At 62.0% G+C, this 21,510-nt stretch carries 25 protein-coding genes; 16 read left to right on the forward strand and 9 right to left on the reverse strand.

Annotated features, from left to right (window positions below):
• Window positions 1-28 precede the first annotated feature (28 nt).
• Window positions 29-922, forward strand: coding sequence for a neutral zinc metallopeptidase (locus tag C8C92_RS15740; RefSeq protein WP_116744522.1), 894 nt, complete (start codon window positions 29-31; stop codon window positions 920-922).
• 42 nt (window positions 923-964) lie between these two features.
• Here the strand turns inward: C8C92_RS15740 and C8C92_RS15745 are convergent, their stop codons facing one another.
• The 4 genes from C8C92_RS15745 to C8C92_RS15760 form a co-directional block, all read right to left on the reverse strand.
• Window positions 965-1,729 (reverse strand): transporter substrate-binding domain-containing protein, encoded by a 765-nt coding sequence (locus C8C92_RS15745; protein WP_116744523.1) that lies wholly within the window; start codon window positions 1,727-1,729, stop codon window positions 965-967.
• The gene (nadC, locus tag C8C92_RS15750) at window positions 1,729-2,595 is read right to left on the reverse strand and encodes a carboxylating nicotinate-nucleotide diphosphorylase (RefSeq protein WP_099763669.1); all 867 of its coding nucleotides are present in this window, start codon (window positions 2,593-2,595) and stop codon (window positions 1,729-1,731) included. The genes C8C92_RS15745 and nadC overlap by 1 nt, the downstream gene beginning before the upstream one ends.
• A complete protein-coding gene (gene nadA, locus C8C92_RS15755) occupies window positions 2,592-3,725 on the reverse strand; it encodes a quinolinate synthase NadA (RefSeq protein ID WP_116744524.1) in 1,134 nt (377 codons plus the stop codon). Before nadA ends, nadC begins: the two co-directional genes overlap by 4 nt.
• Before the next feature lie 242 nt (window positions 3,726-3,967).
• The gene (locus C8C92_RS15760; RefSeq protein WP_099763667.1) at window positions 3,968-5,566 is read right to left on the reverse strand and encodes an ABC-F family ATPase; all 1,599 of its coding nucleotides are present in this window, start codon (window positions 5,564-5,566) and stop codon (window positions 3,968-3,970) included.
• Window positions 5,567-5,789: 223 nt separating this feature from the next.
• Here C8C92_RS15760 and C8C92_RS15765 point away from each other — a divergent pair, with 223 nt between their 5' ends.
• Both C8C92_RS15765 and C8C92_RS15770 read left to right on the forward strand, forming a co-directional pair.
• Window positions 5,790-6,332, forward strand: a complete 543-nt coding sequence (locus C8C92_RS15765; protein ID WP_165829456.1) for a DUF2939 domain-containing protein — start codon at window positions 5,790-5,792, stop codon at window positions 6,330-6,332.
• A gap of 70 nt (window positions 6,333-6,402) precedes the next feature.
• A complete protein-coding gene (locus C8C92_RS15770) occupies window positions 6,403-7,071 on the forward strand; it encodes a hypothetical protein (protein WP_116744526.1) in 669 nt (222 codons plus the stop codon).
• Window positions 7,072-7,165: 94 nt separating this feature from the next.
• Here the strand turns inward: C8C92_RS15770 and C8C92_RS15775 are convergent, their stop codons facing one another.
• Window positions 7,166-7,858, reverse strand: a complete 693-nt coding sequence (locus C8C92_RS15775) for a DUF3334 family protein (protein WP_099763664.1) — start codon at window positions 7,856-7,858, stop codon at window positions 7,166-7,168.
• A 301-nt stretch (window positions 7,859-8,159) separates the two neighbouring features.
• The gene (locus C8C92_RS15780) at window positions 8,160-9,785 is read right to left on the reverse strand and encodes a methyl-accepting chemotaxis protein (protein ID WP_116744527.1); all 1,626 of its coding nucleotides are present in this window, start codon (window positions 9,783-9,785) and stop codon (window positions 8,160-8,162) included.
• Between the two features lie 110 nt (window positions 9,786-9,895).
• On the opposite strand from C8C92_RS15780, the gene C8C92_RS15785 reads away from it, so the two are divergent.
• Complete coding sequence (locus tag C8C92_RS15785; protein ID WP_165829457.1) at window positions 9,896-10,714, forward strand: AraC family transcriptional regulator; 819 nt, start codon at window positions 9,896-9,898, stop codon at window positions 10,712-10,714.
• On the opposite strand, the gene C8C92_RS15790 is transcribed toward C8C92_RS15785, so the two are convergent.
• The gene (locus C8C92_RS15790; RefSeq protein ID WP_133250769.1) at window positions 10,711-10,968 is read right to left on the reverse strand and encodes a DUF1488 family protein; all 258 of its coding nucleotides are present in this window, start codon (window positions 10,966-10,968) and stop codon (window positions 10,711-10,713) included. The genes C8C92_RS15785 and C8C92_RS15790 overlap by 4 nt on opposite strands.
• A 277-nt stretch (window positions 10,969-11,245) precedes the next feature.
• On the opposite strand from C8C92_RS15790, the gene C8C92_RS15795 reads away from it, so the two are divergent.
• The 11 genes from C8C92_RS15795 (at window position 11,246) to C8C92_RS15845 (ending at window position 19,066) form a co-directional block, all read left to right on the forward strand.
• Window positions 11,246-11,563: a hypothetical protein gene (locus tag C8C92_RS15795; RefSeq protein WP_099763661.1), complete on the forward strand. Its 318-nt coding sequence runs from the start codon at window positions 11,246-11,248 to the stop codon at window positions 11,561-11,563.
• A gap of 117 nt (window positions 11,564-11,680) precedes the next feature.
• Window positions 11,681-13,351 carry a DUF6138 family protein gene (locus C8C92_RS15800; protein ID WP_099763660.1) on the forward strand — a complete coding sequence of 557 codons (1,671 nt, stop codon included), beginning with the start codon at window positions 11,681-11,683 and terminating at the stop codon, window positions 13,349-13,351.
• Window positions 13,352-13,462: 111 nt separating this feature from the next.
• On the forward strand, window positions 13,463-14,149 hold the full coding sequence (locus C8C92_RS15805; RefSeq protein WP_116744529.1) for a hypothetical protein: 687 nt from the start codon (window positions 13,463-13,465) through the stop codon (window positions 14,147-14,149).
• A 25-nt stretch (window positions 14,150-14,174) separates the two neighbouring features.
• Window positions 14,175-14,501: a hypothetical protein gene (locus C8C92_RS15810; protein ID WP_116744530.1), complete on the forward strand. Its 327-nt coding sequence runs from the start codon at window positions 14,175-14,177 to the stop codon at window positions 14,499-14,501.
• An 84-nt stretch (window positions 14,502-14,585) separates the two neighbouring features.
• Window positions 14,586-15,233 carry a hypothetical protein gene (locus C8C92_RS15815; protein WP_116744531.1) on the forward strand — a complete coding sequence of 216 codons (648 nt, stop codon included), beginning with the start codon at window positions 14,586-14,588 and terminating at the stop codon, window positions 15,231-15,233.
• A 94-nt stretch (window positions 15,234-15,327) separates the two neighbouring features.
• Complete coding sequence (locus C8C92_RS15820; RefSeq protein WP_116744532.1) at window positions 15,328-16,194, forward strand: alpha/beta hydrolase-fold protein; 867 nt, start codon at window positions 15,328-15,330, stop codon at window positions 16,192-16,194.
• Window positions 16,195-16,288: 94 nt separating this feature from the next.
• Window positions 16,289-17,143, forward strand: coding sequence for an undecaprenyl-diphosphate phosphatase (locus tag C8C92_RS15825; RefSeq protein ID WP_116744533.1), 855 nt, complete (start codon window positions 16,289-16,291; stop codon window positions 17,141-17,143).
• Window positions 17,144-17,325: 182 nt separating this feature from the next.
• Window positions 17,326-17,895, forward strand: coding sequence for a manganese efflux pump MntP (mntP, locus tag C8C92_RS15830; RefSeq protein WP_099763654.1), 570 nt, complete (start codon window positions 17,326-17,328; stop codon window positions 17,893-17,895).
• A gap of 106 nt (window positions 17,896-18,001) precedes the next feature.
• Window positions 18,002-18,208 (forward strand): hypothetical protein, encoded by a 207-nt coding sequence (locus C8C92_RS15835; RefSeq protein WP_096235588.1) that lies wholly within the window; start codon window positions 18,002-18,004, stop codon window positions 18,206-18,208.
• Window positions 18,209-18,441: 233 nt separating this feature from the next.
• Window positions 18,442-18,747, forward strand: coding sequence for a hypothetical protein (locus tag C8C92_RS15840; protein WP_099763653.1), 306 nt, complete (start codon window positions 18,442-18,444; stop codon window positions 18,745-18,747).
• 73 nt (window positions 18,748-18,820) lie between these two features.
• Entirely contained in the window at window positions 18,821-19,066 is a 246-nt protein-coding gene (locus tag C8C92_RS15845; RefSeq protein WP_099763652.1) for a hypothetical protein, read from the forward strand.
• Window positions 19,067-19,079: 13 nt separating this feature from the next.
• On the opposite strand, the gene C8C92_RS15850 is transcribed toward C8C92_RS15845, so the two are convergent.
• A complete protein-coding gene (locus C8C92_RS15850; RefSeq protein ID WP_096235591.1) occupies window positions 19,080-19,301 on the reverse strand; it encodes a hypothetical protein in 222 nt (73 codons plus the stop codon).
• 135 nt (window positions 19,302-19,436) lie between these two features.
• Here C8C92_RS15850 and C8C92_RS15855 point away from each other — a divergent pair, with 135 nt between their 5' ends.
• Window positions 19,437-20,153 carry an SOS response-associated peptidase family protein gene (locus tag C8C92_RS15855; protein WP_116744534.1) on the forward strand — a complete coding sequence of 239 codons (717 nt, stop codon included), beginning with the start codon at window positions 19,437-19,439 and terminating at the stop codon, window positions 20,151-20,153.
• An 11-nt stretch (window positions 20,154-20,164) separates the two neighbouring features.
• Here the strand turns inward: C8C92_RS15855 and C8C92_RS15860 are convergent, their stop codons facing one another.
• Window positions 20,165-21,496, reverse strand: a complete 1,332-nt coding sequence (locus C8C92_RS15860; RefSeq protein ID WP_099764462.1) for an IS4 family transposase — start codon at window positions 21,494-21,496, stop codon at window positions 20,165-20,167.
• Window positions 21,497-21,510: the final 14 nt, after the last annotated feature.

A 21,510-nucleotide genomic window follows, 5' to 3' on the forward strand; every position in this document is an offset into this window, starting at 1 on the left:
TCGCACAATCGCAGCAGGAGTAAAGATCATGAAATGGGAAGGCAATCGCGAAAGCGACAATGTGGAAGACCACCGTGGCGAAGGAGGCAGTGGTGGAAGCGGTGGCGGCGGTTTCGGCTTTGGCGGGCGCTCGATCGGCATCGGCACCATCGTCATCGCCCTCGTCGGCTCGTATGTGCTGGGCGTCAATCCCCTGACCTTGCTGAATCTGCTCAGCGGCGGTGGCGGCCAGGTCAGCACCCAGCAAAGCCAGTCGCCAGCACGCCAGCCGCCCGAATCGGACGACATGGCCCGCTTCGTGAAAACCGTGCTGGCCGATACGGAAGACACGTGGGGCGCCCTGTTCAAGGCCGAAGGGGGCACCTATGTGCAACCCAAGCTGGCGCTGTTTTCGGGCAGCATCCCCACAGCCTGCGGCACGGGCCAGAGCGCCAGCGGCCCCTTCTATTGCCCCGGCGACCAGAAAGTCTACCTGGACCTCGATTTCTTCAATCTGATGCAGCAGCGCTTCAATGTCTCGGGCGAATTTGCGCAAGCGTATGTGATCGCGCATGAAGTGGGCCACCACGTGCAAAACCTGCTGGGCTTGTCCGAAAAGGTCGACAAGGCGCGCCGCACGCAATCGGAGCGCCAGGCCAACGCCATGTCCGTGCGCCTGGAATTGCAAGCCGACTGCTTTGCCGGCGTATGGGCATTCCACGCCAACGCCGACCGCAAGATCCTGGAACAAGGCGATGTGGAAGCGGCACTGAAAGCGGCCACGGCCATCGGCGACGATGCGCTGCAGCGCCAGTCGCAAGGCCATGTCGTGCCCGACTCATTTACGCACGGCACTTCGGAACAGCGCGTGCGCTGGTTCAGCAAGGGCATAGCGAGCGGCCAGATGTCCCAGTGCAACACGTTTGAGGCGCGCCAGCTGTAATGCAGGCAAAGCCAGCATGCCGCCTGGTCTGGCGGCATGCGCTCAGGGCACGCCGACGTCGTAGCGCTTGCCCAGCCGTTTCAACTCGCCCGTATCGATCAGGTTATTCAATTCCTGATCGAACTGCAGGCGCAGCTTGTCGAAAGTCGGTGAGCGGGGAAAGGCGAAATAGCCATTCTGTACTTCGATGACCTTGGGCAAAGGTTTCACTTGGCGTCCATAGCCAAGGCGGGCGATCACGGGGTCGGTATTGCGGCGGTTGCTGACGAACACATCGACGTGATTGTGCACCAGCATCTTCAAGCCATTTTCCACATTGTTAGCCACGCTGACCTGCAAGCCGGGCCGCACGCGCTCCCATTCCGCGCCATACGCCCAGCCGTTGAGCAGCACCACCCTGCGGTTCTTCAGCACCGCGTAGTCGCCATCCCAGCCGAAGCTGGCGTCCTGGCGCGTATAAAAGACCATCTGGTCCTGGTAAAACGGCTTGTCGGAAAACCCCATGCTGGCGATGCGCTCGGGCGTCTTGTACGGGCCGATCAGGATATCGGCCTGGCCCTGCACCAGCATGGCTTGCGCGCGCGCCCACGGCACCATGCGAAAACGCACGGTGTTACCCGTGCGCGCCGCCATCAGGCGCAGCAGTTCGGCGCCCAGTCCGCCATATTCGCCGCTCTCCTGGTACTCGAACACGCGCTCGAACGGTGCGCCCACGGCCAGCAGTTCCCGGGCTGGCGCCTGCGATGGCACAAGCAGCACGGGCCACAGCAGCGCCAGGGCCAGCAGGCGCGGCCCGGTTTTTCGCATCAGCCGACGATGCGCAAGGAGTAATCGGTGGCCCGCACATCCTTGGTCAAGCTGCCGATCGAGATGCGGTCCACGCCCGTTTCGGCAATCGCCCGCACGGTGTCGGCATGGATGCCACCCGACGCCTCGAGCAAGGCGCGGCCATTGGTGAGGGCCACGGCATCGCGCAGCATGTCGTTGCTGAAGTTATCCAGCAGCACCGAGACGGCGCCCGCATCGAGCGCTTCGCGCAATTGCGCCAGGGTTTCCACCTCGATCTGCACGGGCACGCCCGCATCGAGGTTGCGCGCGTTTTCCAGGGCCTGGCTGACGCCACCCGCAGCCGCGATATGGTTTTCCTTGATCAAGATACCGTCGTACAGGGCCAGGCGCTGGTTCTTGCCGCCACCGACCCGTACCGCATACTTTTGCGCCAGGCGCAGGCCCGGCAAGGTCTTGCGCGTATCTAAAATGGACGCCTTGGTGCCCGCCACCACATCGACATACCGGCGCGTGGCCGTGGCCACCGCCGATAGCAGTTGCAGGAAATTGAGGGCGCTGCGCTCGGCCGTGAGCAAGGCGCGCGCCGGCGCCTGTATCGTGCAGACGACGCTGTCGGCCGTCATCATGTCGCCTTCGGCGTAATGCCAAACGATATCGATGCTGCGGTCCAGGCTCTTCATGATGCCTTCGAACCACGGCGCGCCGCACAGCACGGCCGCTTCGCGCACGATGACGCGCGCCGTGACGATGTGGTCGGGCGGCACCAGTTCGCCCGTCAGGTCGCACTGGCCCACGTCTTCCAGCAAGGCGGCCAGCAAATTGCCTTCGAACGCGCGCGCCAGGGCGGGGTCAAAGGGAGCGAAAGAATTTACGAGGGTACTCATGCTGGACCGATTCCTTGGAACAATGTGGTTTCTTTTGCCAGGTCCGCGCCCGGCTTGAGGCCCGCCTTCTTGGCGGCGGCGAAGTCGAGCATGCGATTGATCGAACGCACGGCCAACTGGCCGACGGCAGGATCGACGTGGATTTCGTTGTGCATGTTTTCCAGCGTTTGCGCCAGGTTCAGCAAGCCGTTCATGGCCATCCACGGGCAGTGCGCGCAGCTCTTGCAGGTGGCGCTGTTGCCGGCCGTGGGCGCTTCGATGAAGCGCTTGCCCGGTGCAGCCGCGCGCATCTTGTGCAGGATGCCGTTGTCGGTGGCGACAATAAACGTGTCCGTGTCCATGGTTTGCGCTGCCGCAATCATTTGCGACGTGGAACCGACCATGTCGGCCAGCGCCACCACGTTCGCGGGTGACTCCGGATGCACGAGCACCTTGGCTTGCGGATACTCTTCCTTGAGCAAATCGAGTTCGATGCCCTTGAATTCGTCATGCACGAGGCAACTACCCTGCCACAGCAGCATGTCGGCGCCCGTTTCCTTTTGAATATACCCGCCCAGATGCTTGTCCGGTGCCCATAGGATTTTCTTGCCCTGCGCATGCAGGTGAGCAACGATGTCGAGGCCGATCGACGACGTCACCATCCAGTCCGCGCGCGCTTTGACGGCCGCGCTGGTGTTGGCGTAGACGACGACCGTGCGGCCCGGATGGGCATCGCAGAAGGCCGTGAATTCATCGACCGGGCAACCGAGGTCGAGCGAACAGGTCGCGTCGAGATCGGGCATTAATACGGTTTTCTCGGGACTGAGAATCTTCGCCGTTTCGCCCATGAAGCGCACGCCGGCCACGACCAGGGTCTTGGCCGGATGGTCGCGCCCGAAACGGGCCATCTCCAGCGAGTCGGAGACGCAGCCGCCCGTGGCTTCGGCCAGGTCTTGCAGGTCAGCATCAACGTAATAGTGGGCAACGAGCACGGCTTCGCGCTCGATCAGCAAGCGCTTGATGCGCGTGATCAGTTCGGCTTTTTCAGCCGGGGAAGGCGTCGCTGGCGTGCGTGCCCAGGCGTGGGCAGTGCAGCTGGCGCCGTCTTGTGGATGTTCATACTCGACGGATTTGATGGCTAAAGTTTGCATGGCTGTGTCAAACGAAAACGGGATAGACCGGCACGAACGCAATGAAGCTGGTGCGCCGGAACGAAAGGACCGCGGCGCGTCGGTGTGGGGCTGGTGGCTGGCAACGCTGGCTTGCAGTGTCGGATTACGCTGCGCCTCGGCGGCCCCGCTAATCCGACCTACGCGACCTACCGGGGCAACTCACCCTGACGTAGGTCGGATTAGCGCACAGCGCGTAATCCGACGCAACGTTAGCCTATAAATTAATCGATACCCTGGCTCTTCAAGTAATCTTCATAATTGCCGTTGTAATCGACAATGCCGTCTTCCTTGATCTCGATGATGCGGTTGGCCAGCGAGGACACGAATTCGCGGTCATGCGAGACGAAGATCAGGGTGCCGGCGTATTTTTCCAGCGCGATGTTCAGCGATTCGATCGATTCCATGTCCATGTGGTTGGTCGGCTCATCGAGCATCAGCACGTTGTGGCGGCCCAGCATCAGCTTGCCGTACATCATGCGGCCCTTTTCACCACCGGACAGTACCTTGACGGCCTTTTTCACATCGTCGCCGCCGAACAGCAGGCGGCCCAGGATGGAGCGCACGGCCTGGTCATCGTCGCCCTCTTTCGTCCACTGGCCGATCCAGTCGGTCAGGTTCGTGTCCTTGGCGAAATCTTCCGTCGGATCTTGCGGCATGTAGCCGACGTTGGCGTTTTCCGCCCACTTCACGCGGCCCTGGTCCGGCTGCAGGCCGGCGATGTCGCCCGCGATGCAACGCAGCATGGTGGTCTTGCCGGCGCCGTTGGCGCCGATGATGGCGATGCGCTCGCCCGCTTCGACCATGATGCTGAAATTCTTGAACAGCTGGCGGTCAAAGCCTTTCGAGATATTCTCGACTTCCACGGCCAGGCGGTGCAATTTCTTTTCGCCGTCGAAACGCACGAACGGATAGGCGCGCGACGATGGCTTGATGTCGTCGACCTTGATTTTTTCGATCTGCTTGGCACGCGACGTCGCCTGGCGCGCCTTCGACTTGTTGGCGGCAAAGCGGCGCACGAATTCCTGCAGCTCGGCAACCTTGTCTTTCGCTTTCGCATTGTTGGCCAGTTGCTGGTTGCGCGCCTGGGTCGAGGCGAACATGTATTCGTCGTAGTTGCCCGGGTAAATCTTCAGGGTGCCGTAGTCCATGTCGGCCACGTGGGTGCAGACCTGGTTCAGGAAGTGGCGATCATGGGAAATGATGATCATGGTGGAATTGCGCTCGTTGAGCACGTCTTCCAGCCAGCGAATCGTGTTGATGTCCAGGTTATTCGTCGGCTCGTCGAGCAGCAGGATGTCCGGATTCGAGAACAGCGCCTGCGCCAGCAGCACGCGCAGCTTCCAGCCTGGCGAGACATTGCTCATCGGGCCTTGATGCAGCTCGATGGCGACACCTGCGCCCAGCAGCAGTTCGCCCGCGCGCGATTCGGCCGTGTAGCCGTCGTATTCGGACACTTTGCCTTCCAGATCGGCCGCCTGCATGTAGTCGTCGTCGGTCGCTTCCGGGTTCGCGTAGATCGCGTCGCGTTGCTGGATGGCGGCCCACATTTCCGTGTGGCCCATCATGACCACGTCGAGCACGCGCATGTCTTCAAACGCGAACTGATCCTGGCGCAGCTTGCCCAGGCGCTCGTTGGTGTCGAGCATGACGTTGCCGCCCGATGGGTCCAGGTCGCCGCCCAGGATCTTCATGAACGTCGACTTGCCGCAGCCGTTGGCGCCGATCAAGCCATAGCGGTTGCCGTCGCCGAACTTGACGGAGATATTCTCAAACAATGGCTTGGCGCCAAACTGCATCGTAATATTTGCTGTAGATAGCATGTGATATTGGGTCTTTATTCAGTTAAAACAGCTAGTTAAGTACTTTTCTCTCATTATACAGCACCCACCCTGATCACTCTATAGTCGCCCGGCGAGCGCACTCTGAGCAAATGCGGAGAAATACAGGCGGCAGATGATGGCAAGAAAATACCATTGCCGCAGTTCCATTTTGCGGATACCCTGCGTGGCATCCGTTTTCCACTCTTTACCTCGCAGGCATCCCTTGAGAAAAATCACCATCGCCGCCGCCGTGGCCGCCATCGCCATCGCCGCCACCGCCTATGCTTCGCCGTATTACGCCTTGCACCAGATCAAGGCTGCCCTGGCCGAGCGCAATGCCGACGCGCTGGCCGAACACGTGGACTTCCCCGCCCTGCGCGCCAGCGTCAAGACGCAGCTGGAGGCCAGCATGGCGCGCAGCATCGAGGCGACAGCCGGCAGCGGCAACCCGCTGGCCGCCCTGGGTCAGTCGATCGCCAGCGCCATGCTGGGCAAGATGGTCGACACCATGGTCTCGCCCGCAGGCGTGGTGGCGCTGGTCAACAAGAGCGCCCTCAGCCCGCAAGCAAGCGACACGACAGATGCGCCGGCCGATGGCGCACGGAAGAAGGCCGACTATTCGGCAGGCTATGCCGGCGTGAACACCTTCGTCGTGCGCGCCAAAGATGGCAATGCGCAGGAAGGTGCACTGGTCCTGCTGCGCCATGGCGTGTGGGGCTGGAAACTGAGTTCGATCGAGATTGCGTCGGCAATGGCTGCACGGTAGCAAGGTGCGCGCATGCGCAAGCAATCTGGGACACAATGCCTGTCACTTGTAGCAAATTGCAGGAGATTTCATGCTGAAACACGCGGCCTTATCGCTGGCCATGGCCCTCGCCAGCGCCGCAGCATTCGCCCACGCCCTCGATGGCACAGCGGGGAGCAACCACTCTGTTGCCTCGCGCATGCAAGCGGAAACGTCCAGCGCCGCCGACCCGGACGCTCCGGCGCCGCTGCCCGTGCCGAGCGACATTTCGCTGACCGAACTGGAGCGCCGCTGGGCACTGGGACAGGCGCAGGCCGCCGAAAAACACTACACCAGCGCGCTCGTCCCGGCCGCGCTGACGGCCCTGGCGCAGCAGATGGAATGCATGGATATCGTCGGCGTGCAAGCCTATGGCTTTCCGCTGGATCGGGCGCACCCTACCGTACTGAGCGGCGCGCACTTGCTGGCGCGCTGCCCGGACAGGGCCTACGTAACGATCACGGCGATGTCGATGGCGGGCAAGACAGGCAGTCGCGTCGCGATTTCGCCGCAGTCATTCAAGCAGACCGTGGATGGCAAGCCCGCGCGGCGCCTGTATTACAAGGCGCCCAACGGCCGCCAGAAGGAAACGCTGACCATCATCGATGGCAGTTATGTGTATGCGCTTGAGTACTGGTCGCTCGATGACAGCCAGCAGAGCGGCATGATCGGCAGGCGCCGCATGGAAACATTGACGTTGCCACAACAACAGGGAAAGTGATCTTGCAGGGACGAGCCCGGAGCAAAGCCTTGTCGGCTGTAAACGGCAGTGGCCGGCGGCAAACCTGCCGCCGGCCACGTTCAGACACCGCTGCTTACATGCCCAGCGACTTGAGCAGGTCGGCGTTGTCGTCGTCTTCCGGTTCCACTGCAGGCGCCGGGGCAGCGCCGCGTTCGCGGTTCGCGTATTCCGTATCCATCAGCGAGTCGGCATCGACTTCGCGCGAATCGAAATCGTGCAGCTTGATGAACTCGGTACGGTCGATCGCCAATTCCAGATAGAAAATGTTGTTCTTTTCCGTGTAGAAGGTGACGCGACGCATTTCCGGGCGGTCCAGCGGCGTGTCTACACTGAGCATCACCTGCTTGTTCAGCACCAGCATCTTCGGCTGGCTCTGGGTGATATTCGTTTGCAATTCGCGGCGCACCTTGCCCGTGAAGTCGCCCACGATCTGGTTCATCAGCTCGCCCATGATGTTCGACACTTCATCCGATGTGTAGAAATTGGCCAGTTCCGACTTCGGCATACCCATGTGCAACATGTAGCGCTCGTAGATTTCCATCGCCGTATCGGCGGCAAAATTGAGCACCACCAGGCCCGTGAAACCACCATCGAACATCACGAAGCAACCGATGTCCGGCTTCAGGCCGGTCTTCGTGATGCGCTGTACCATGCCTGAGTAATTGACTCTGCTTTGCGTTGCAACGTTGAGCACCCGAACCACCGAGTTGCACAAACTCATCAACAAATCTTCTGTACCGTACACAACATCCTTTTCTGCATCCATGAGCAACCTCTCCTACTATTTTAAAGATGACAGCACTGTTTCCCTGCCCGTCGCGAGCCGAAACACGATCGTTTCGCTCAGCAAGCGGGCGACTTCACCTTTGCATGCCTGACCTTGCCTGACCGTGCGAGCCGCATTGCCGCCAGCACGAACCGCCCTCTTACTTTTTTCTGTATAGAAATAAGTATCAGATGCGCAGAATACCCAGATGTAACATTTCCGTCCAGCCATACCTGCATTTACTTGACGATCTGTGCGGAAATGTCATGCGCCGCCGCCTGCGGCGCCACGCTACGGGTGCCTAGCCGCGCATGCTCAAGGCCAGGGGCCGATGCCCGGCAAGCCGTGCCGCGCCGGTCTGCGTGGCCGGTGGCGCGTCCTTCAGGCGAAACACTTGCACCGCGTGCGACAGCTGCGCCGCCTGATCCTGCATGGCATTGGCCGCTGCCGCCGCCTCTTCGACCAGGGCCGCATTTTGCTGCGTCACCTGGTCCATCTGGCTGATGGCTTCATTCACCTGCTCGATGCCGAGGCGCTGCTCTTCGCTCGCATCCGTGATCTCGCCGATGATGGCACTCAGACGCTGAACGCTATCAACCACGTCCCGCATGGTGGTACCGGCCTGATCGACCAGCTTGCTGCCCGCGCCCACCTTCTCCACCGAATCATCGATCAAGCCCTTGATTTCCTTGGCGGCGCTGGCCGAACGCTGGGCCAGGTTGCGCACTTCCGTGGCCACCACGGCAAAACCGCGTCCCTGTTCGCCCGCGCGGGCAGCCTCCACGGCGGCATTCAGGGCCAGGATATTCGTCTGGAAGGCGATGCCGTCGATCACGCCGATGATGTCGGCAATCTTGCGCGAGGAATCATTGATCGAACCCATGGTCTGCACCACCTCGGATACCACCGCGCCGCCCTTGACGGCCACGGCAGACGCCGCCGACGCCAGCGAGCGCGCCGCCAGCGCATTGTCTGCATTCTGCTTGACGGCCGCAGTCAGCTCTTCCATCGACGATGCCGTTTCTTCCAGCGAACTGGCCTGCTGTTCCGTGCGCGATGACAAGTCCATGGTCCCGACGGCGATCTGCGCTGAAGCAGTGGCAATGGTATCGGTACCGCCGCGCACTTCGCCCACGATGCCAACCAGCGCCGTGTTCATGTCGCGCAGGGCGGCCATCAGCTGGCCCGTTTCATCGTGCGAACGCACGACGATATCGCTGCTCAGGTCGCCCTGCGCCACGCGCTGGGCCACCGCCACCGCCTCGACCAGCGGGCGCGTGATGTTACGTGTCAGCAAGATCGCCAGCATGCACGCCAGCAGCGCGGCGATGGCCCCGCCGCCCAGCAAGACCCACGTCGTGCGCGACTGCAAGGCAGCCGCTTCCTGGCTGCGTTGCCCTAATAACATACTTTCCGTCTTGCCTATGTCGGCGAGCAAGATACGCATCGCATCCATGGCTGCCTTGCCCTTGCCGGCCTGCTCCGCCGCCACCACGGCGTCGAGGCTGCCGTCGACGGCCGCCGCGCGGCGCAAGGCGATCACGGGATCGATGGCCGTCGCCAGCCATTGCTGTTGAGCACCTTCCAATGCCTTCAGCCGCTCCAGCTGGGCAGGGTTGTCGGCAGTCAAGGCGCGGATCTTTTGCAAGTGCTCGGCAAAGCCGCGCTGGCCACTTGCCAGCGGCTCCAGCGAGCCATCCTTGCCGGTCAGGGCAAAGCCGCGCTCGCCGGTCTCGATGTTGATCAGACTTTCGAGCAAGGCATTGGCCTCGCCCATGACCTCGTACGTATGGATATTCAGTCCATTGGCTTCACTCAAGCGGGAAAAATTCGCTTGCGCTGATGCGACCAGTATCGCCAGCAAGGCGACGACGGCGCCGAAGGCCAGATACAGGCGGGTGCCGATCTTCAAGTTGGACAATGCCATTTTCGTACTCCAGTATGAACAAACATCAAGGCGCCATCATAGCGATAAAAAAGGAAACATTTGTTGCTGATGGGATACAATTTATATCTTATCGTCTTTTTATAATTTCCATGGATCGCTTGTCTGCCCTGTTGCTGCGCTTTGGATTCTCAGCCGACACCTTCTTCCAGGGAACGTTTTGCGGCAACAACCACTTTCCCGCGCAGCCGGGAAGGGGCCATCTGCACCTGGTGCGCAAAGGGCCGGTGACCTTCGTCCACGCAGACGGCATCCGGCTGCACGTCGATGCGCCCACGCTGATTCTCTACCCGCGCCCGCAGACGCATGGCCTGGATACGGGCGCCGGCACGGCGCAGCTGTTATGCGCCAGCGTGCATCTGGCGGGCGACAGCGAGGCCGCGATCGACAGTCTGCCGGCCTGCCTGCAGGTGCCGCTGGCACAACTGCCGGCGATGGCTGGCCTGCTCGAGCTGCTGTCCGACGAGGCGCAGCATGGCGGGCTGGGGCAGAAACTGGTGCTCAACCGCCTGTGCGACGTGCTGATCGTCCAGCTGCTGCGCCATGCGCTGGCCAACCATCTCATGTCGGCCGCATGCCTGCTCGACCCGTCCGATGCCGCGCTCGCCAACGCCATCACGGCCATGCGCGACCATCCCGGGCACCACTGGACGGTGGCATCGCTGGCGACCCTGTGCAGCATGTCGCGCAGCCGCTTCGCGCGCCAGTTCCACGCGGTCATCGGTTGCCCGCCGGCCGAATACCTGACGGGCCAGCGTATGCTGCGCGCCCAGGCGCTGCTCCAGCACGGCTGGCTGGTGCAGGATGTCGCGCTGGAGGTGGGCTATGCCAGCCAGCCGGCTTTCACCCGCGCATTCCGCGCCAGCACCAGGCTGTCGCCGCGCGACTGGCTGGCACGGGGCAACAGCTAAAAATCGAGCGCCCGCAAGACCACGCTACTGACCAGCAGATCGCGGCTCAGATAAGCGAAGGCGCGCTGGCCGATGCGCAGGCGGTGGGTGTCAAAGATGAGCAGCCAGTCGCCGCCCTGGCCCTGGTCCAGGCTGCGCAATGCCGTCACGCTGATACGGCAAGTCTTTTCCACGCCGAAGACGGTCAGATGAAAGCGGATGGCGTCGCCCGCCGGTTCGAGGGCGATACTGTCGCGCAGGATGTCATAGGGCATCGCCGCCACCCCTGTTCATGTGGCGAAGGTGGCCGCAGCAGCGGCATGCCGTGGCAAGTCGATGATGAAGACGCAGCCATGGACAGGCGCGATTTTCCGCGAGGAAGAAATGCATCATGGCGTTTTCGGCAATCTCAAAGATTAGGAACAAGCCAGCCTAGCGTGGTGACCCGTCAAACACCGTCTGCTACCGTACACACACACTTACTTGCGCACACGCATCGGTCATCCCCCTGTGCTATTGTCACCGCATACATAACCTAAGCAGGTGCCCCAGATGCCAAACATCGTTACCAGTGTTTCGTTCCGCTACATCGATCCGCGCCACAAGGAACCGGGCCCGAGTCGGGAATTCATCAACCAGAACATCCTGCTGCCGACGGGTGCCCATCTGCCGCGCATGGGCGAAGCAATCGAACTGATGCACTGGGACTTGAACCGCGATATGAAATCGGGCGTGTATTCCGTGCTGTTCATCCACACGCGCATCGCCTTGTTTGATGGCAACGACAAGCCGTCAGGCTGGCACACCACGATTACCGTGGGGCCGCAATCAGAGGATATCGACGTGCGCTTTCTCACTGCCCCGTCCTGACGCCCGTGCGGCTCTTGTTGCAGCCCGGCCCGGCCACCTAAAATAGCGCCTTACATTAAACATGACCGTGACGGCAGCCGGTGGCGCTGTCACGCGCAAGGAAAGACGACGACACTGATGAGTACTCTGGTAGAGCTGGTAACACAGGAAATGACGGCGGCCATCCACGCCTGGTTCGATGAGCGCCTGCAGCGCACGGATCTGGAGCAATCCGTCAAGCGCACGACCTTGCAAGCGGGTATCTTCAATGACTTGCTGCTCGACTACAAGCCAGGGCGCGCGATCGCCGACGATCTCGACCTGGGCTTCGACGACGACGCGCGCCCCAGCACGGCGGAGCGCCTTGACGATGCGCAAATGCGCGAGGGTGTCGTGCCACAACTGACGGCCGTGGTACAGGCCCGCCTGGCGCCGCTGGTGGACACGCCGATGATCGACTACCGCTTCACCTGCCGTGGCAAGTTCCAGACGGCGCAGGGCAAACTGCACCTGACGTTGCTGGACTACGTCAACGAGGATAAACGCCAGGCCTTGCTGGAAAACATACACGCGTACATCGGACAAAAGCTCACGCATGGCAAGCATCCGACGAAACCGCTGGAAACGTTCTTCCTGGCACGCCACCTGCTCGACCCGCAGCTGTTCCCGCAACTCGACGTGGCCTGGAGCATCGCGCAATACGAACGTATCCAGGCCTTGAACAAGAGCCAGCCGGAGGCCTTGGCCAAGCACCGCGCCGACATCATCCGCGCCATCACGCAATGGGCGGAGAACGTTTTCCTGCCGCAATTTTATGACCGCGCGCTGTCTGCCTACCGCGCCACCGAATACACGCTGAAAGCGGGCGCGGCGCCCGATGCACAGACACTGCAGCCGATCGACCTGCTGCTGTATGGCGCCGTGATGATCTTGCGCCACGACGCCAGCTACGCCAAATCCAAGGGCTTGAAATTCCTGGAAATCGCGCGCGAACTGGGCAGCGAACGGGCCGTGCGCATGCTGCAGGAAGGCAGCGGCACCTTCCCCGATGCCGACATCCACCTGAAAAATGCGCTGCTGGAATGCCGCGCCAACGATGTGTTTGCCACGATCAGCATCACGATTGCCCGGGAAGAGCCAGACGCGTATGCGCAGGCGCTGGCGTTCGTCACGCATTTGCTGCAAAACGGTTTTCCGAAAAGCTACCAGATCAAGCTCAAGGCCAAGACCAAGGAATATCTGCCCATCAAGGGACTGGCGAAATCCGACACGCACCGTTTCTTCGCCAACGCCCTCGCCTATCCCGCCCTGCAGCCGCAACTGGAAGCGTATGCGCGCGCCGCCATCGAGCAATTCGAATTCTATGCCGACACGGAAGGCGAAAAAAATTGCATGCCCGGCAGCTATGCCACGTTCGGCCTGGGTTTGCTCGATGCGCGCTACTTCCCCCTGGTGCAGCACTACATGGCCAACGTCGACGAGGAACACCAGTGCGTGCAGGACCAGTTCACGGCGGCTTTTGCTGAAAAGCATGGCGTGACGCGCGAATCCGCCCCCGTGCTGGCCGCATGTCTGCGCGCCTGCACGGATAACGCCAAGGTGAAAATCCAGGCGGAACTGGACGAGGTGGAGAAGCTGGAACTGTTCTGCCAGCAACTGCAAGGGCTGGAAGGCTATCTGATCGAGCACATGCTGTATCCGGTCTGGGGCAAACTGGAAAAACTGGCCACCCTGGCGCGCAAGGCGGACGGACGGCGCAAGGAGCTGCTGCTGGCCTTGCTGGCAGCGGCGAGCAAGACCGACGCGTGAGGTGTGCAACGTTCCGTGCGCAACGTTATGACTTTCACCATTTATAATGCGGGCGCCATAGTTTCTATAAAGCATCTTTTGGCGCCTGACATTGAATCGTGGAGAAAACACATGCACCAAACACAAGCAACATCACGCGCTGCCCTGCTGGCAGCCGCCTTTGCCGCCGCCGTGGCGCTGGCGCAGCCCGCCATTGCCGCCGACGCCGTGGAACTGGCGCCGCTGGACGTCGCCAATCTGTACATCAAGACCATCATCAACCAGGATGAAGCCAGCGTCGCCAAACTCAACGCCTACCTGCGCCCCACGCGCCTGGCTGGGCATCAAAGTGCCGAATACGCGTCGTACAGCGGCTTGAAGGAAGCGGACGCCAAGTTTCCAACGGAAACGGGCAAGCTGATCGCCGACCTGTTCCCGGCCCCCATGCGTGCGGCCTTGACGCCGGCCGCCGAATTGCTGGCCGCCAACGTCATCGCTGCGAAGAATGGCGCCGCCTGCCAAGCCACCAAGGCGGACCCGGTCACCGTGGAAAACGGCATGCAGACGACTGCCGTCAGCTTCGAATGCCAGGTCGTCAAGGTGCCCGTGGCATGGGCGGCGGCTGCCCAGCAACTGGCGAAGAGCGGCTGCAAGGTCGAACAATGCAAGGCCGACCTGCAAAAGATCGCCGCCACCTATACCAGCTCGCCGAAGCAGACGTGGCGCGCCGTGTTTGCCGTCAGCCGCGAAACGAATTCGGAAGCCTGGCGCAACGATTTCGCGCGCGAAACCTTCGATGAAATCTGGGATTACCTGTAATCCTGGCGTCGTTTAAAATGGCCGGATGAACAAATTGACTCCGGTACCACAGCCCGCAGGCCTGGCCTTGCTGCGCCTGCTCGACCCCGACCATGTGGAAGGCGCGGTGGTCAAGCAAGCGCTGGCGCAAGACTTGCCTGCCCTGCACGGCAGGCAATTGCTGGCGCTGCTGCGCCGACTGCGTGCCGCGCAATCCAATCAGCAGGATTATGCGGGTGCCAGCCCGGCGCAGGCCGAACAGCAGTTCGGCGCCGCCATCGCCGCCGTCAAGGCGGAGCTGGCCACGCGCCCGCACCTGCCCAACAAGCTGGAAGCGAAGGCCCTGCGCCAGGCGGCGGCAAAGAAGCGCTGAACGGGTCTGCGGTGCGCAGGCGGACACGGCCCTCCTTCTATAATCGGTGACGATACATTGTTTCCCGCACTCAAAGGACTCCCCATGCCCACACGCTTTTCCCGCCACGTAGCCGGCTGCGCCGTACTCGCCTTCTGCGCTCTGGCCAGCATGCAGGCGGCCCACGCCCAATCCCAGCCGACAGGCCCCATCGACGCGCGCGCCGTGTGGCAGGAACGCTCGCTCTCAGCTTGCCGCAGCGAACAATCCCAAACTGCGCCCGATGTCTGCCTGCTGCGTACCATGGAGCGCTCCGGTGCGCGCCCGCAAGCCATCGCCGCCGCCAGGATGCTGGTCAAGGCCAACAAGGCGGGCTTCATCTCCGCCTGGCGCCCGCTGGGCAAGGCGGCCCTGGCCACCGTCACCTATCCGTTTCGCGCCAACACGAATGAAGGCAGCTTGCTGATCGGCAGCGATGGCGCGGCCATCGACGTCGACGAAGGTTCCGTGCGCGAGGAAGACCGCGCCACTGTGGCCTGGCGCGCGTTTGCCGCCGCCCACCCGGACGCCGTGCCGTTTGCCCCCGCCGACTTTATTGGCAGCACGGCCACCGCCGACGGCGGCCAGCGCCTGCTGTTTTCCACGCCCCTGAAGAGCTGCCATGCCTGCGCCGACGATGGCGCCCTGCTGGTCACCTACACGCTCGACAAGGCGGGCGTCGTGCTTGAACGGGAACTCTTGACGATCAAATAAGACTGCATCAAGGATAAGATAAAATTGTTTGATGGCATGTCCATACACGTACCTGCCATCGATCCGACTTACTTATCCTTTATCACGGAAAAACATGCGCCGCTCTTGCCTTGCCCTGCACCTCACCGCCGCCCTGCTGCTGTCCAGCCCCTTCCACCTCGCCCATGCCACGCCCGCCGCTACGGCTACTTCCAGCGCGGCCACCCCGCTGGTCATCGGCGAAAGTTTCAGTATCGATTCGCAGGCGCTGCAGGAACAGCGCCATATTAATGTCTACCAGGCGCGCGCCTGGGATACGCCGCCCGATGCGCCGCTGCCCGTGCTGTACATGCCGGACGGCGGAGTGGCGGAAGATTTTTTGCACGTGGCGGGCTTGCTGCAAGTGTCGGTAGCGAATGGCACGATGCGCCCCTTCATGCTGGTCGGCATGCAAAACACGCAGCGCCGGCGCGACTTGACGGGCCCGACGCAGAGCGCGGATGACCGCAAGATCGCCCCCGTGGTGGGCGGCTCGCCAGCCTACCGGGCCTTCATCCGCGATGAACTGATGCCGGAAGTCAGACGGCGCTACCGCACGACAGGCGAAACGGCCATCGTTGGCGAATCGCTGGCGGGCCTGTTCGTGGTGGAAACGTATCTGCTGGAACCGCAGATGTTCGACCATTACCTGGCGTTCGACCCCAGCTTGTGGTGGAACCATGGCGCCCTGCCGCGCCAGGCGGCAACCCTGCTGGCCAAGGGCAAGCCGGGCAAGCGCAGCCTGTACCTGGCGTCCAGCAGCGAAGCGGGCATCGCCGTCGAAGTGCAGCGCCTGTCCCAGGTGCTGGAAAAACAGGCGCCGCCGGGCTTGCAATGGCATCTGGAAAAGATGCCGGAAGAAACCCATGGCACCATCTATCACCCGGCCGCCTTGAAGGCGTTCCGCGCCGTGTTCAAGCCACAGTTGCCGGTCAGCCAATGAAACATGGACAAACTGTAATCTGGCGCGGGGCGTGCCCGCCGCCACTGGCGGGTAAAATCGGCGGCCCATCTTCCCCCGCCCAAGTCCCGTCCCCATGAGTTTTCTGCAATTATTGATTCTTTCCATCGTCCAGGGCTTCGCCGAACTGCTGCCCGTGTCCAGCTCCGCCCACGTCATCATGGCGGAAAAATGGATGGGCCTGGACCCCACGTCGCCCGAGCTGACCATGCTGCTGGTGATGCTGCACACCGGCACCATGTTCGCCGTCATCGTGTATTTTGGGGCATCCTGGCGCGCCACGTATTTCAGTTCGGCCAGCGCCTTGCGCAGCAATGTGCTGCTGCTCGCGGCCGCCACGGCGCTGACGGGCATCGTCGGCTTCGGCTTGCTGAAAGCGATTACGCACGTCATGAACAAGGATGCGCCCGGCTTTGAAATCGAGCACCTGTTCGGCAACGCGAAACTGATGGCCGCCGCGCTGGCCGCCGCTGGCGTGCTGATCATCGTGTCGTCGCGCCTGCAAGCGCGCCAGCATGGCACCTTGTCCATCGGCAAGGCGATGGTGATCGGCGCCGTGCAAGGCCTGTGCCTGCCCTTCCGGGGTTTTTCCCGCTCGGGCGCCACCATTTCGGCAGGTATCGCCATGGGCGTGCCGCAACGCCGCGCGGAAGAATTCAGCTTTGCCCTGGCCGTGGTGCTGACGCCGGCCGTGCTGGCCAAGGAAGGCTGGCGCTTTTACCAGGCCGTGGCAAATGGCAGCCTGGACCATCTGGAACACGGCAACAGCCTGCTGCACCTGCTCGGTCCCAGCCTGCTGGGCATGCTGCTCTCGTTCCTGGCCGGCTTGCTGGCCCTGCGCTGGCTGTCGCGCTGGCTGGAACAGGGGCGCTGGCATTTCTTTGGCGCGTATTGCCTGCTGGCCTCCTTGGTGGTGCTGTACCTGGGGTAAAATCGCCGGGTTTACGTTGAACACCTATAAAACCTACTGCGCGTCGTGATTTACGGCCTGCGATGCTCACTGTACCTTCGTACAGTTGCGCTTCTCGGCCGCAACTCCCTTCCGCTCGCTACGGTTTTCTTAGGCGTTCTTGAGTTAACTATCATCCAGCCAGGTTTTACAGAAAGCCAACGATGAATTTCGCCGCCACCGCCGCCCTCTCCCTTGCCATGTCCACCGATGCCTTCGCGGCCGCCGTGGGCAAGGGCGCCGCCCTGCACAAGCCGCAATGGCGCGAGGCGCTGCGCACGGGCCTGATCTTTGGCGTCATCGAAGCCATCACGCCCATCATCGGCTGGGCCCTGGGCAGCGTGGCCGCGCCCTACGTGGAAGCGTGGGACCACTGGATCGCCTTCAGCCTGCTGGGCATCATCGGCCTGTTGATGATACGCAATGCCCTGTCCGACGCCGACGAGGACGAAGCGCCGGCCCAGTCGCACTCGTTCTGGGTGCTGGCCGTCACGGGCCTGGCCACCAGCATCGACGCCATGGTGGTGGGCGCGGGCCTGGCCTTGCTGGGCGCCAACATCGTCGTCACGGCCGCCGCCATCGGCTTTTCCACCTTCGTCATGGTGACCCTGGGCGTGATGCTGGGCCGCGTGCTGGGCACGGTGGCGGGCCGGCGCGCCGAACTGGTGGGCGGCCTGGTGCTGATCATCATCGGCTGCGTGATTTTATACGAGCATATCGGCCATCCGGCCTGACGATGGGCCGACCAAAGTGCGCGCACGCCACAGCCGCCGGCGTGGCCGGCGGCGCGCTTTGTGCTACATTGAATGCTCTGCATTCCTGTCTCGCAAGGTGAACACCATGGAAACTCTGGAGCTGCTTTTTGCCGCGCTGGTGCGCGAAACGGCCGTGTCGATCCGCGACCACCATGTCCCCTTTGCCATCAAACACGACGAGCGCGCGTATTTCGAGTGGATGGACGGGCACCCGATCAATGGCTATGTCCAGGAAGCGTATCGGGAGATCGAAGAAACGGCCCAGCAGATCCGCGCCATTCGCGCGGGGTGATGACGGCTGCCGCAAGCTACTGCGCGGGGGGGCTTTGCGGCCTGCGATGCTCACCGTACTCATGTACGGTTGCGCTTCTTAGCCGCACATCCCCTCCGCTGGCTACGCTTGCAGCAAGCGTCGATACATTCGTTAAGCTCTTCAGTGAACGTATTGACTTAGATCAAACACTCAGCTATTCCAATCGAATTGATGGTCCAAAGCCGGGACAATCAGGTCTGGAGGCGGGAGACATGGATCAGCAACAAAAGCACCAGATCAGAGGTTATGAATTTCATGTGACGGGGGCGCTGGAGAAGGATGGCCGCTATCGGGGCATGATTTTGATCAGCAAGCGCGGCGATACACAGCAGGTGTATGCCAAGCCCGTACTGATAGAAACGCCCAGCAGCTTCAAGTCCGCGCATGCGGCCTTGATCGAGGCATCGGCGTACGCGCAGGAACTTATCTATAACGGCGCCATCAAGGCGCTGCTGCCGGCCGATGCGCCGGCGGAGAACAGGCAGGCGCCGCAGCCGCCGGATTGCGTCGGCAACTGACGCTGGCACGCCCATCCGCTCACCGAGGGCGGCGCGTATAATGACGCGCTTTCCCGCATGAAAACTCAACACCATGGAACTTGTGAATCTACCGCTGGTCTTCCTGATCGGCTGCGCGCTGATTGCCTTGCTGGCCAAGAAGAATGGCTACTCGTGGTACCTGTTTTTCTTTGCCATCGCCGTGCCGCCGCCGCTGTTACTGCTGGCCTTGCCGCATGTTCTGGGCGCACAGGCCGCTTCGCTGACCTCCGTGCGTCTGGGCACGGCCCTGCTGTTCCCGTGCGCAGGCCTGCTGCTGGCCTTGCGGCGCCAACGCTGACGCGGCGCGCAGCTCAACGTGCCTGCATGCCATCGGCCAGGCGCCAGCCGACGGACAGCGCCAGTTGCTGCGCCTCTTTTTCATTGCTGCAATCGTCGTAGTCGCAGGTATCCGCATACGCGCCGCGCGCCTGGTTCTGGCTGACATACGAGCCCACCCACCGGCCATCGCGGCGCTGGCAAGCCGTGGCGCTGATGGTAAAACCTTTGTGGATGGTGGGATTTTCAAACGACATATTTCCTCCGGGGCAAGAAGCGTCAGGAAGCTGACTGGTGCCTACTGTGCGCCACGCGCCGCTGGTAGTCTGTACGTTTGATCACACACAGGAAGCACGCATGCGCCGGCCCGGGCGATCAGGTATGATTTCGCCATGTGTGGACGATTCGATCAAAATGACACGGCGCGCGTGCTGGCGTCGTCCTTCGGCTGGACCGACGCGGTGTTCGACAGCGAGGCCGAACCGCACCTGAACGTCTCGCCCGGCACCTACCGGCCCGTGCTGCATATCGAGGACGGCGTGCGCCGGGTCGACGATGTGTTCTGGGGTTACCGTCCTGCCTGGGCCGCACAGGCCGTGCCCGCGCCCGGCAAGAAGAAAATCCCCATCGCCATCAATGCGCGCCTGGAAAAACTCGCTGGCGCCTACTGGAAACCCTTGCTGCGCGCTGGGCGCGGCATCGTCTGCGTGTCCGGCTGGTATGAATGGACGGGAGAAAAAGGCACGAAGCAGCCGTGGCACATCCACCGCCGCGACCGCACGCCCCTGTTCCTGCTGGCGCTGGCCCAGTTCGGCCCCTACAAGCACAACCGCGAAGAAGCGGGTTTCGTGCTGGTGACGGCCGACAGCCTCGGTGGCATGGTCGACATCCACGACCGCCGCCCCGTGGCCGTCGGCCTGGAAGACGCGCAGCGCTGGCTGGCCCCCGAGCTTCCCCCCGAGCAAGCACTGCACCTGGCGCGCAGCTGCATGCTCGACGTGGAACTGTTCGAATGGCATGCCGTCGACAACCCGCTCGTGCCCTCTGCCAAACCTAAGGCAGCCTCACCGCCTCCGGCGCAAGGCGCGTTTGACTGGGGAACGGATTAAGAGCCACCCCTTTAAAGGTGTACATTGACAGCCCCGTCTTTTAATACCCGTGCCGTTGATACGTGGCGTCTGGCAACAGCACCGGCCACGTAGCCTTTTTTCGCTGTTTTTTTCGGGCCGCGAGGGTGTTTGCGCAGCGTTTTTGGTTTGGCGTAAGCGGCAATCTGAAGCAGTAATTTGCTCAGCTCTGATGCACACATGGCGTCGTAGCGCCGCCATGCTTTGGTTGGCACAGCCATCACCATGCCGGCATAGTGCGCTCGTACCTCCACGGCCACATAAAACGGCGATAGCTCAATGCCGCTGGCAACCAAGTCATGCGCGGTGCTTACCGCGCGCTGCAAGACAGTCAGCACGTTATAGGCCAGGATCGCGGTGCCGAACGCGAACAGGGCTGCGCGCGGGTGTCCGAGAGTCTTGACTTCACTGTGCAAGACCGATTCGAGCCGCTGGAACATTGTCTCGATCCGCCAGCGCTTGCTGTATAGGCGAGCAATGGCACGTGCGCTGAAATGCTCTTTTGGTAGATTCGTCAGTAATCGGAGCATCATTTCGCCATCGTCAGTGGGCTTGTAAAGTTGCAGTTCAATACGACGTAATGCTACCTTCTGTCCTGTAGCTCCAGGGATGGCAACGCACTGTTCAAAGACGGCGCCGGTCGCGATTCTCCCTCGATATGTCAGCTCGTCGAGCGGTGCCGGATTGGGCGTACGACCGTGCTCACGCACGATGAAGGCACACCCACGGCGATCCCATTCGGACAGGATCATGCGCGTGCTGAAGTTGCGATCAGCAATCCACAGGTCGCCCGGATGCGAACGCTCTAGTAGCGGCGGCATCACGGCGCGTTCCTGCGAGTGTGCATCTTCGCAAGGCTCCATATCGACGACCAGGCCCGAATCAGGGTCATACACCACAAGGGACTGGCCAGGCAATGCGGCGCCGCGAAAGGCGCGTAAAGGCTTCAACCGCTTTTCGCTTGCAGGCAAATGGTTACCGTCCACGATTCGGGTGCGGTAACCCGGAACCAGCGGTGCATTCCCCTGCAAAAATGGCGTGATCACATCTCCAAGGCGCTCGACGCTGCCGGTGACCAGAGCCCGTACCAGGTTCGGCTCGGTATGCTTGACCTTGTCATATAAAGCTTGCACCGAAACAGGCAAATCAGGGTAAGCCTGCGCTGCAGCGTGAAGCGATGGCCGCAGCCCAACTGCGACCACGGACATCAGTTCGACTGTCGTCGAGAACAGTAGCTCCCTCTGGTATTGGGCGCCACGTTCACGCTCGAAAAGTGCATCGACCCAAGCAGGGTCGAGGGCACGTTGCAGCGCCAGCCTTGCCATTACAGTCAGCGGGC

Origin of the sequence: Janthinobacterium sp. 78 (assembly GCF_003096775.1) — a bacterium.
GTDB classification, from domain to species: Bacteria; Pseudomonadota; Gammaproteobacteria; order Burkholderiales; family Burkholderiaceae_D; genus Janthinobacterium; species Janthinobacterium tructae.

Excerpts from the sequence above, each read along its gene's own strand:
- C8C92_RS15740 (WP_116744522.1), top strand. The coding sequence starts at position 29 with ATGAAATGGGAAGGCAATCGCGAAAGCGACAATGTGGAAGACCACCGT.
- C8C92_RS15745 (WP_116744523.1), bottom strand. The coding sequence starts at position 1,729 with ATGCGAAAAACCGGGCCGCGCCTGCTGGCCCTGGCGCTGCTGTGGCCC.
- nadC (WP_099763669.1), bottom strand. The coding sequence starts at position 2,595 with ATGAGTACCCTCGTAAATTCTTTCGCTCCCTTTGACCCCGCCCTGGCG.
- nadA (WP_116744524.1), bottom strand. The coding sequence starts at position 3,725 with ATGCAAACTTTAGCCATCAAATCCGTCGAGTATGAACATCCACAAGAC.
- C8C92_RS15760 (WP_099763667.1), bottom strand. The coding sequence starts at position 5,566 with ATGCTATCTACAGCAAATATTACGATGCAGTTTGGCGCCAAGCCATTG.
- C8C92_RS15770 (WP_116744526.1), top strand. The coding sequence starts at position 6,403 with ATGCTGAAACACGCGGCCTTATCGCTGGCCATGGCCCTCGCCAGCGCC.
- C8C92_RS15775 (WP_099763664.1), bottom strand. The coding sequence starts at position 7,858 with ATGGATGCAGAAAAGGATGTTGTGTACGGTACAGAAGATTTGTTGATG.
- C8C92_RS15780 (WP_116744527.1), bottom strand. The coding sequence starts at position 9,785 with ATGGCATTGTCCAACTTGAAGATCGGCACCCGCCTGTATCTGGCCTTC.
- C8C92_RS15785 (WP_165829457.1), top strand. The coding sequence starts at position 9,896 with ATGGATCGCTTGTCTGCCCTGTTGCTGCGCTTTGGATTCTCAGCCGAC.
- C8C92_RS15790 (WP_133250769.1), bottom strand. The coding sequence starts at position 10,968 with ATGCCCTATGACATCCTGCGCGACAGTATCGCCCTCGAACCGGCGGGC.
- C8C92_RS15795 (WP_099763661.1), top strand. The coding sequence starts at position 11,246 with ATGCCAAACATCGTTACCAGTGTTTCGTTCCGCTACATCGATCCGCGC.
- C8C92_RS15800 (WP_099763660.1), top strand. The coding sequence starts at position 11,681 with ATGAGTACTCTGGTAGAGCTGGTAACACAGGAAATGACGGCGGCCATC.
- C8C92_RS15805 (WP_116744529.1), top strand. The coding sequence starts at position 13,463 with ATGCACCAAACACAAGCAACATCACGCGCTGCCCTGCTGGCAGCCGCC.
- C8C92_RS15810 (WP_116744530.1), top strand. The coding sequence starts at position 14,175 with ATGAACAAATTGACTCCGGTACCACAGCCCGCAGGCCTGGCCTTGCTG.
- C8C92_RS15815 (WP_116744531.1), top strand. The coding sequence starts at position 14,586 with ATGCCCACACGCTTTTCCCGCCACGTAGCCGGCTGCGCCGTACTCGCC.
- C8C92_RS15820 (WP_116744532.1), top strand. The coding sequence starts at position 15,328 with ATGCGCCGCTCTTGCCTTGCCCTGCACCTCACCGCCGCCCTGCTGCTG.
- C8C92_RS15825 (WP_116744533.1), top strand. The coding sequence starts at position 16,289 with ATGAGTTTTCTGCAATTATTGATTCTTTCCATCGTCCAGGGCTTCGCC.
- mntP (WP_099763654.1), top strand. The coding sequence starts at position 17,326 with ATGAATTTCGCCGCCACCGCCGCCCTCTCCCTTGCCATGTCCACCGAT.
- C8C92_RS15835 (WP_096235588.1), top strand. The coding sequence starts at position 18,002 with ATGGAAACTCTGGAGCTGCTTTTTGCCGCGCTGGTGCGCGAAACGGCC.
- C8C92_RS15840 (WP_099763653.1), top strand. The coding sequence starts at position 18,442 with ATGGATCAGCAACAAAAGCACCAGATCAGAGGTTATGAATTTCATGTG.
- C8C92_RS15845 (WP_099763652.1), top strand. The coding sequence starts at position 18,821 with ATGGAACTTGTGAATCTACCGCTGGTCTTCCTGATCGGCTGCGCGCTG.
- C8C92_RS15850 (WP_096235591.1), bottom strand. The coding sequence starts at position 19,301 with ATGTCGTTTGAAAATCCCACCATCCACAAAGGTTTTACCATCAGCGCC.
- C8C92_RS15855 (WP_116744534.1), top strand. The coding sequence starts at position 19,437 with ATGTGTGGACGATTCGATCAAAATGACACGGCGCGCGTGCTGGCGTCG.
- C8C92_RS15860 (WP_099764462.1), bottom strand. The coding sequence starts at position 21,496 with ATGGCAAGGCTGGCGCTGCAACGTGCCCTCGACCCTGCTTGGGTCGAT.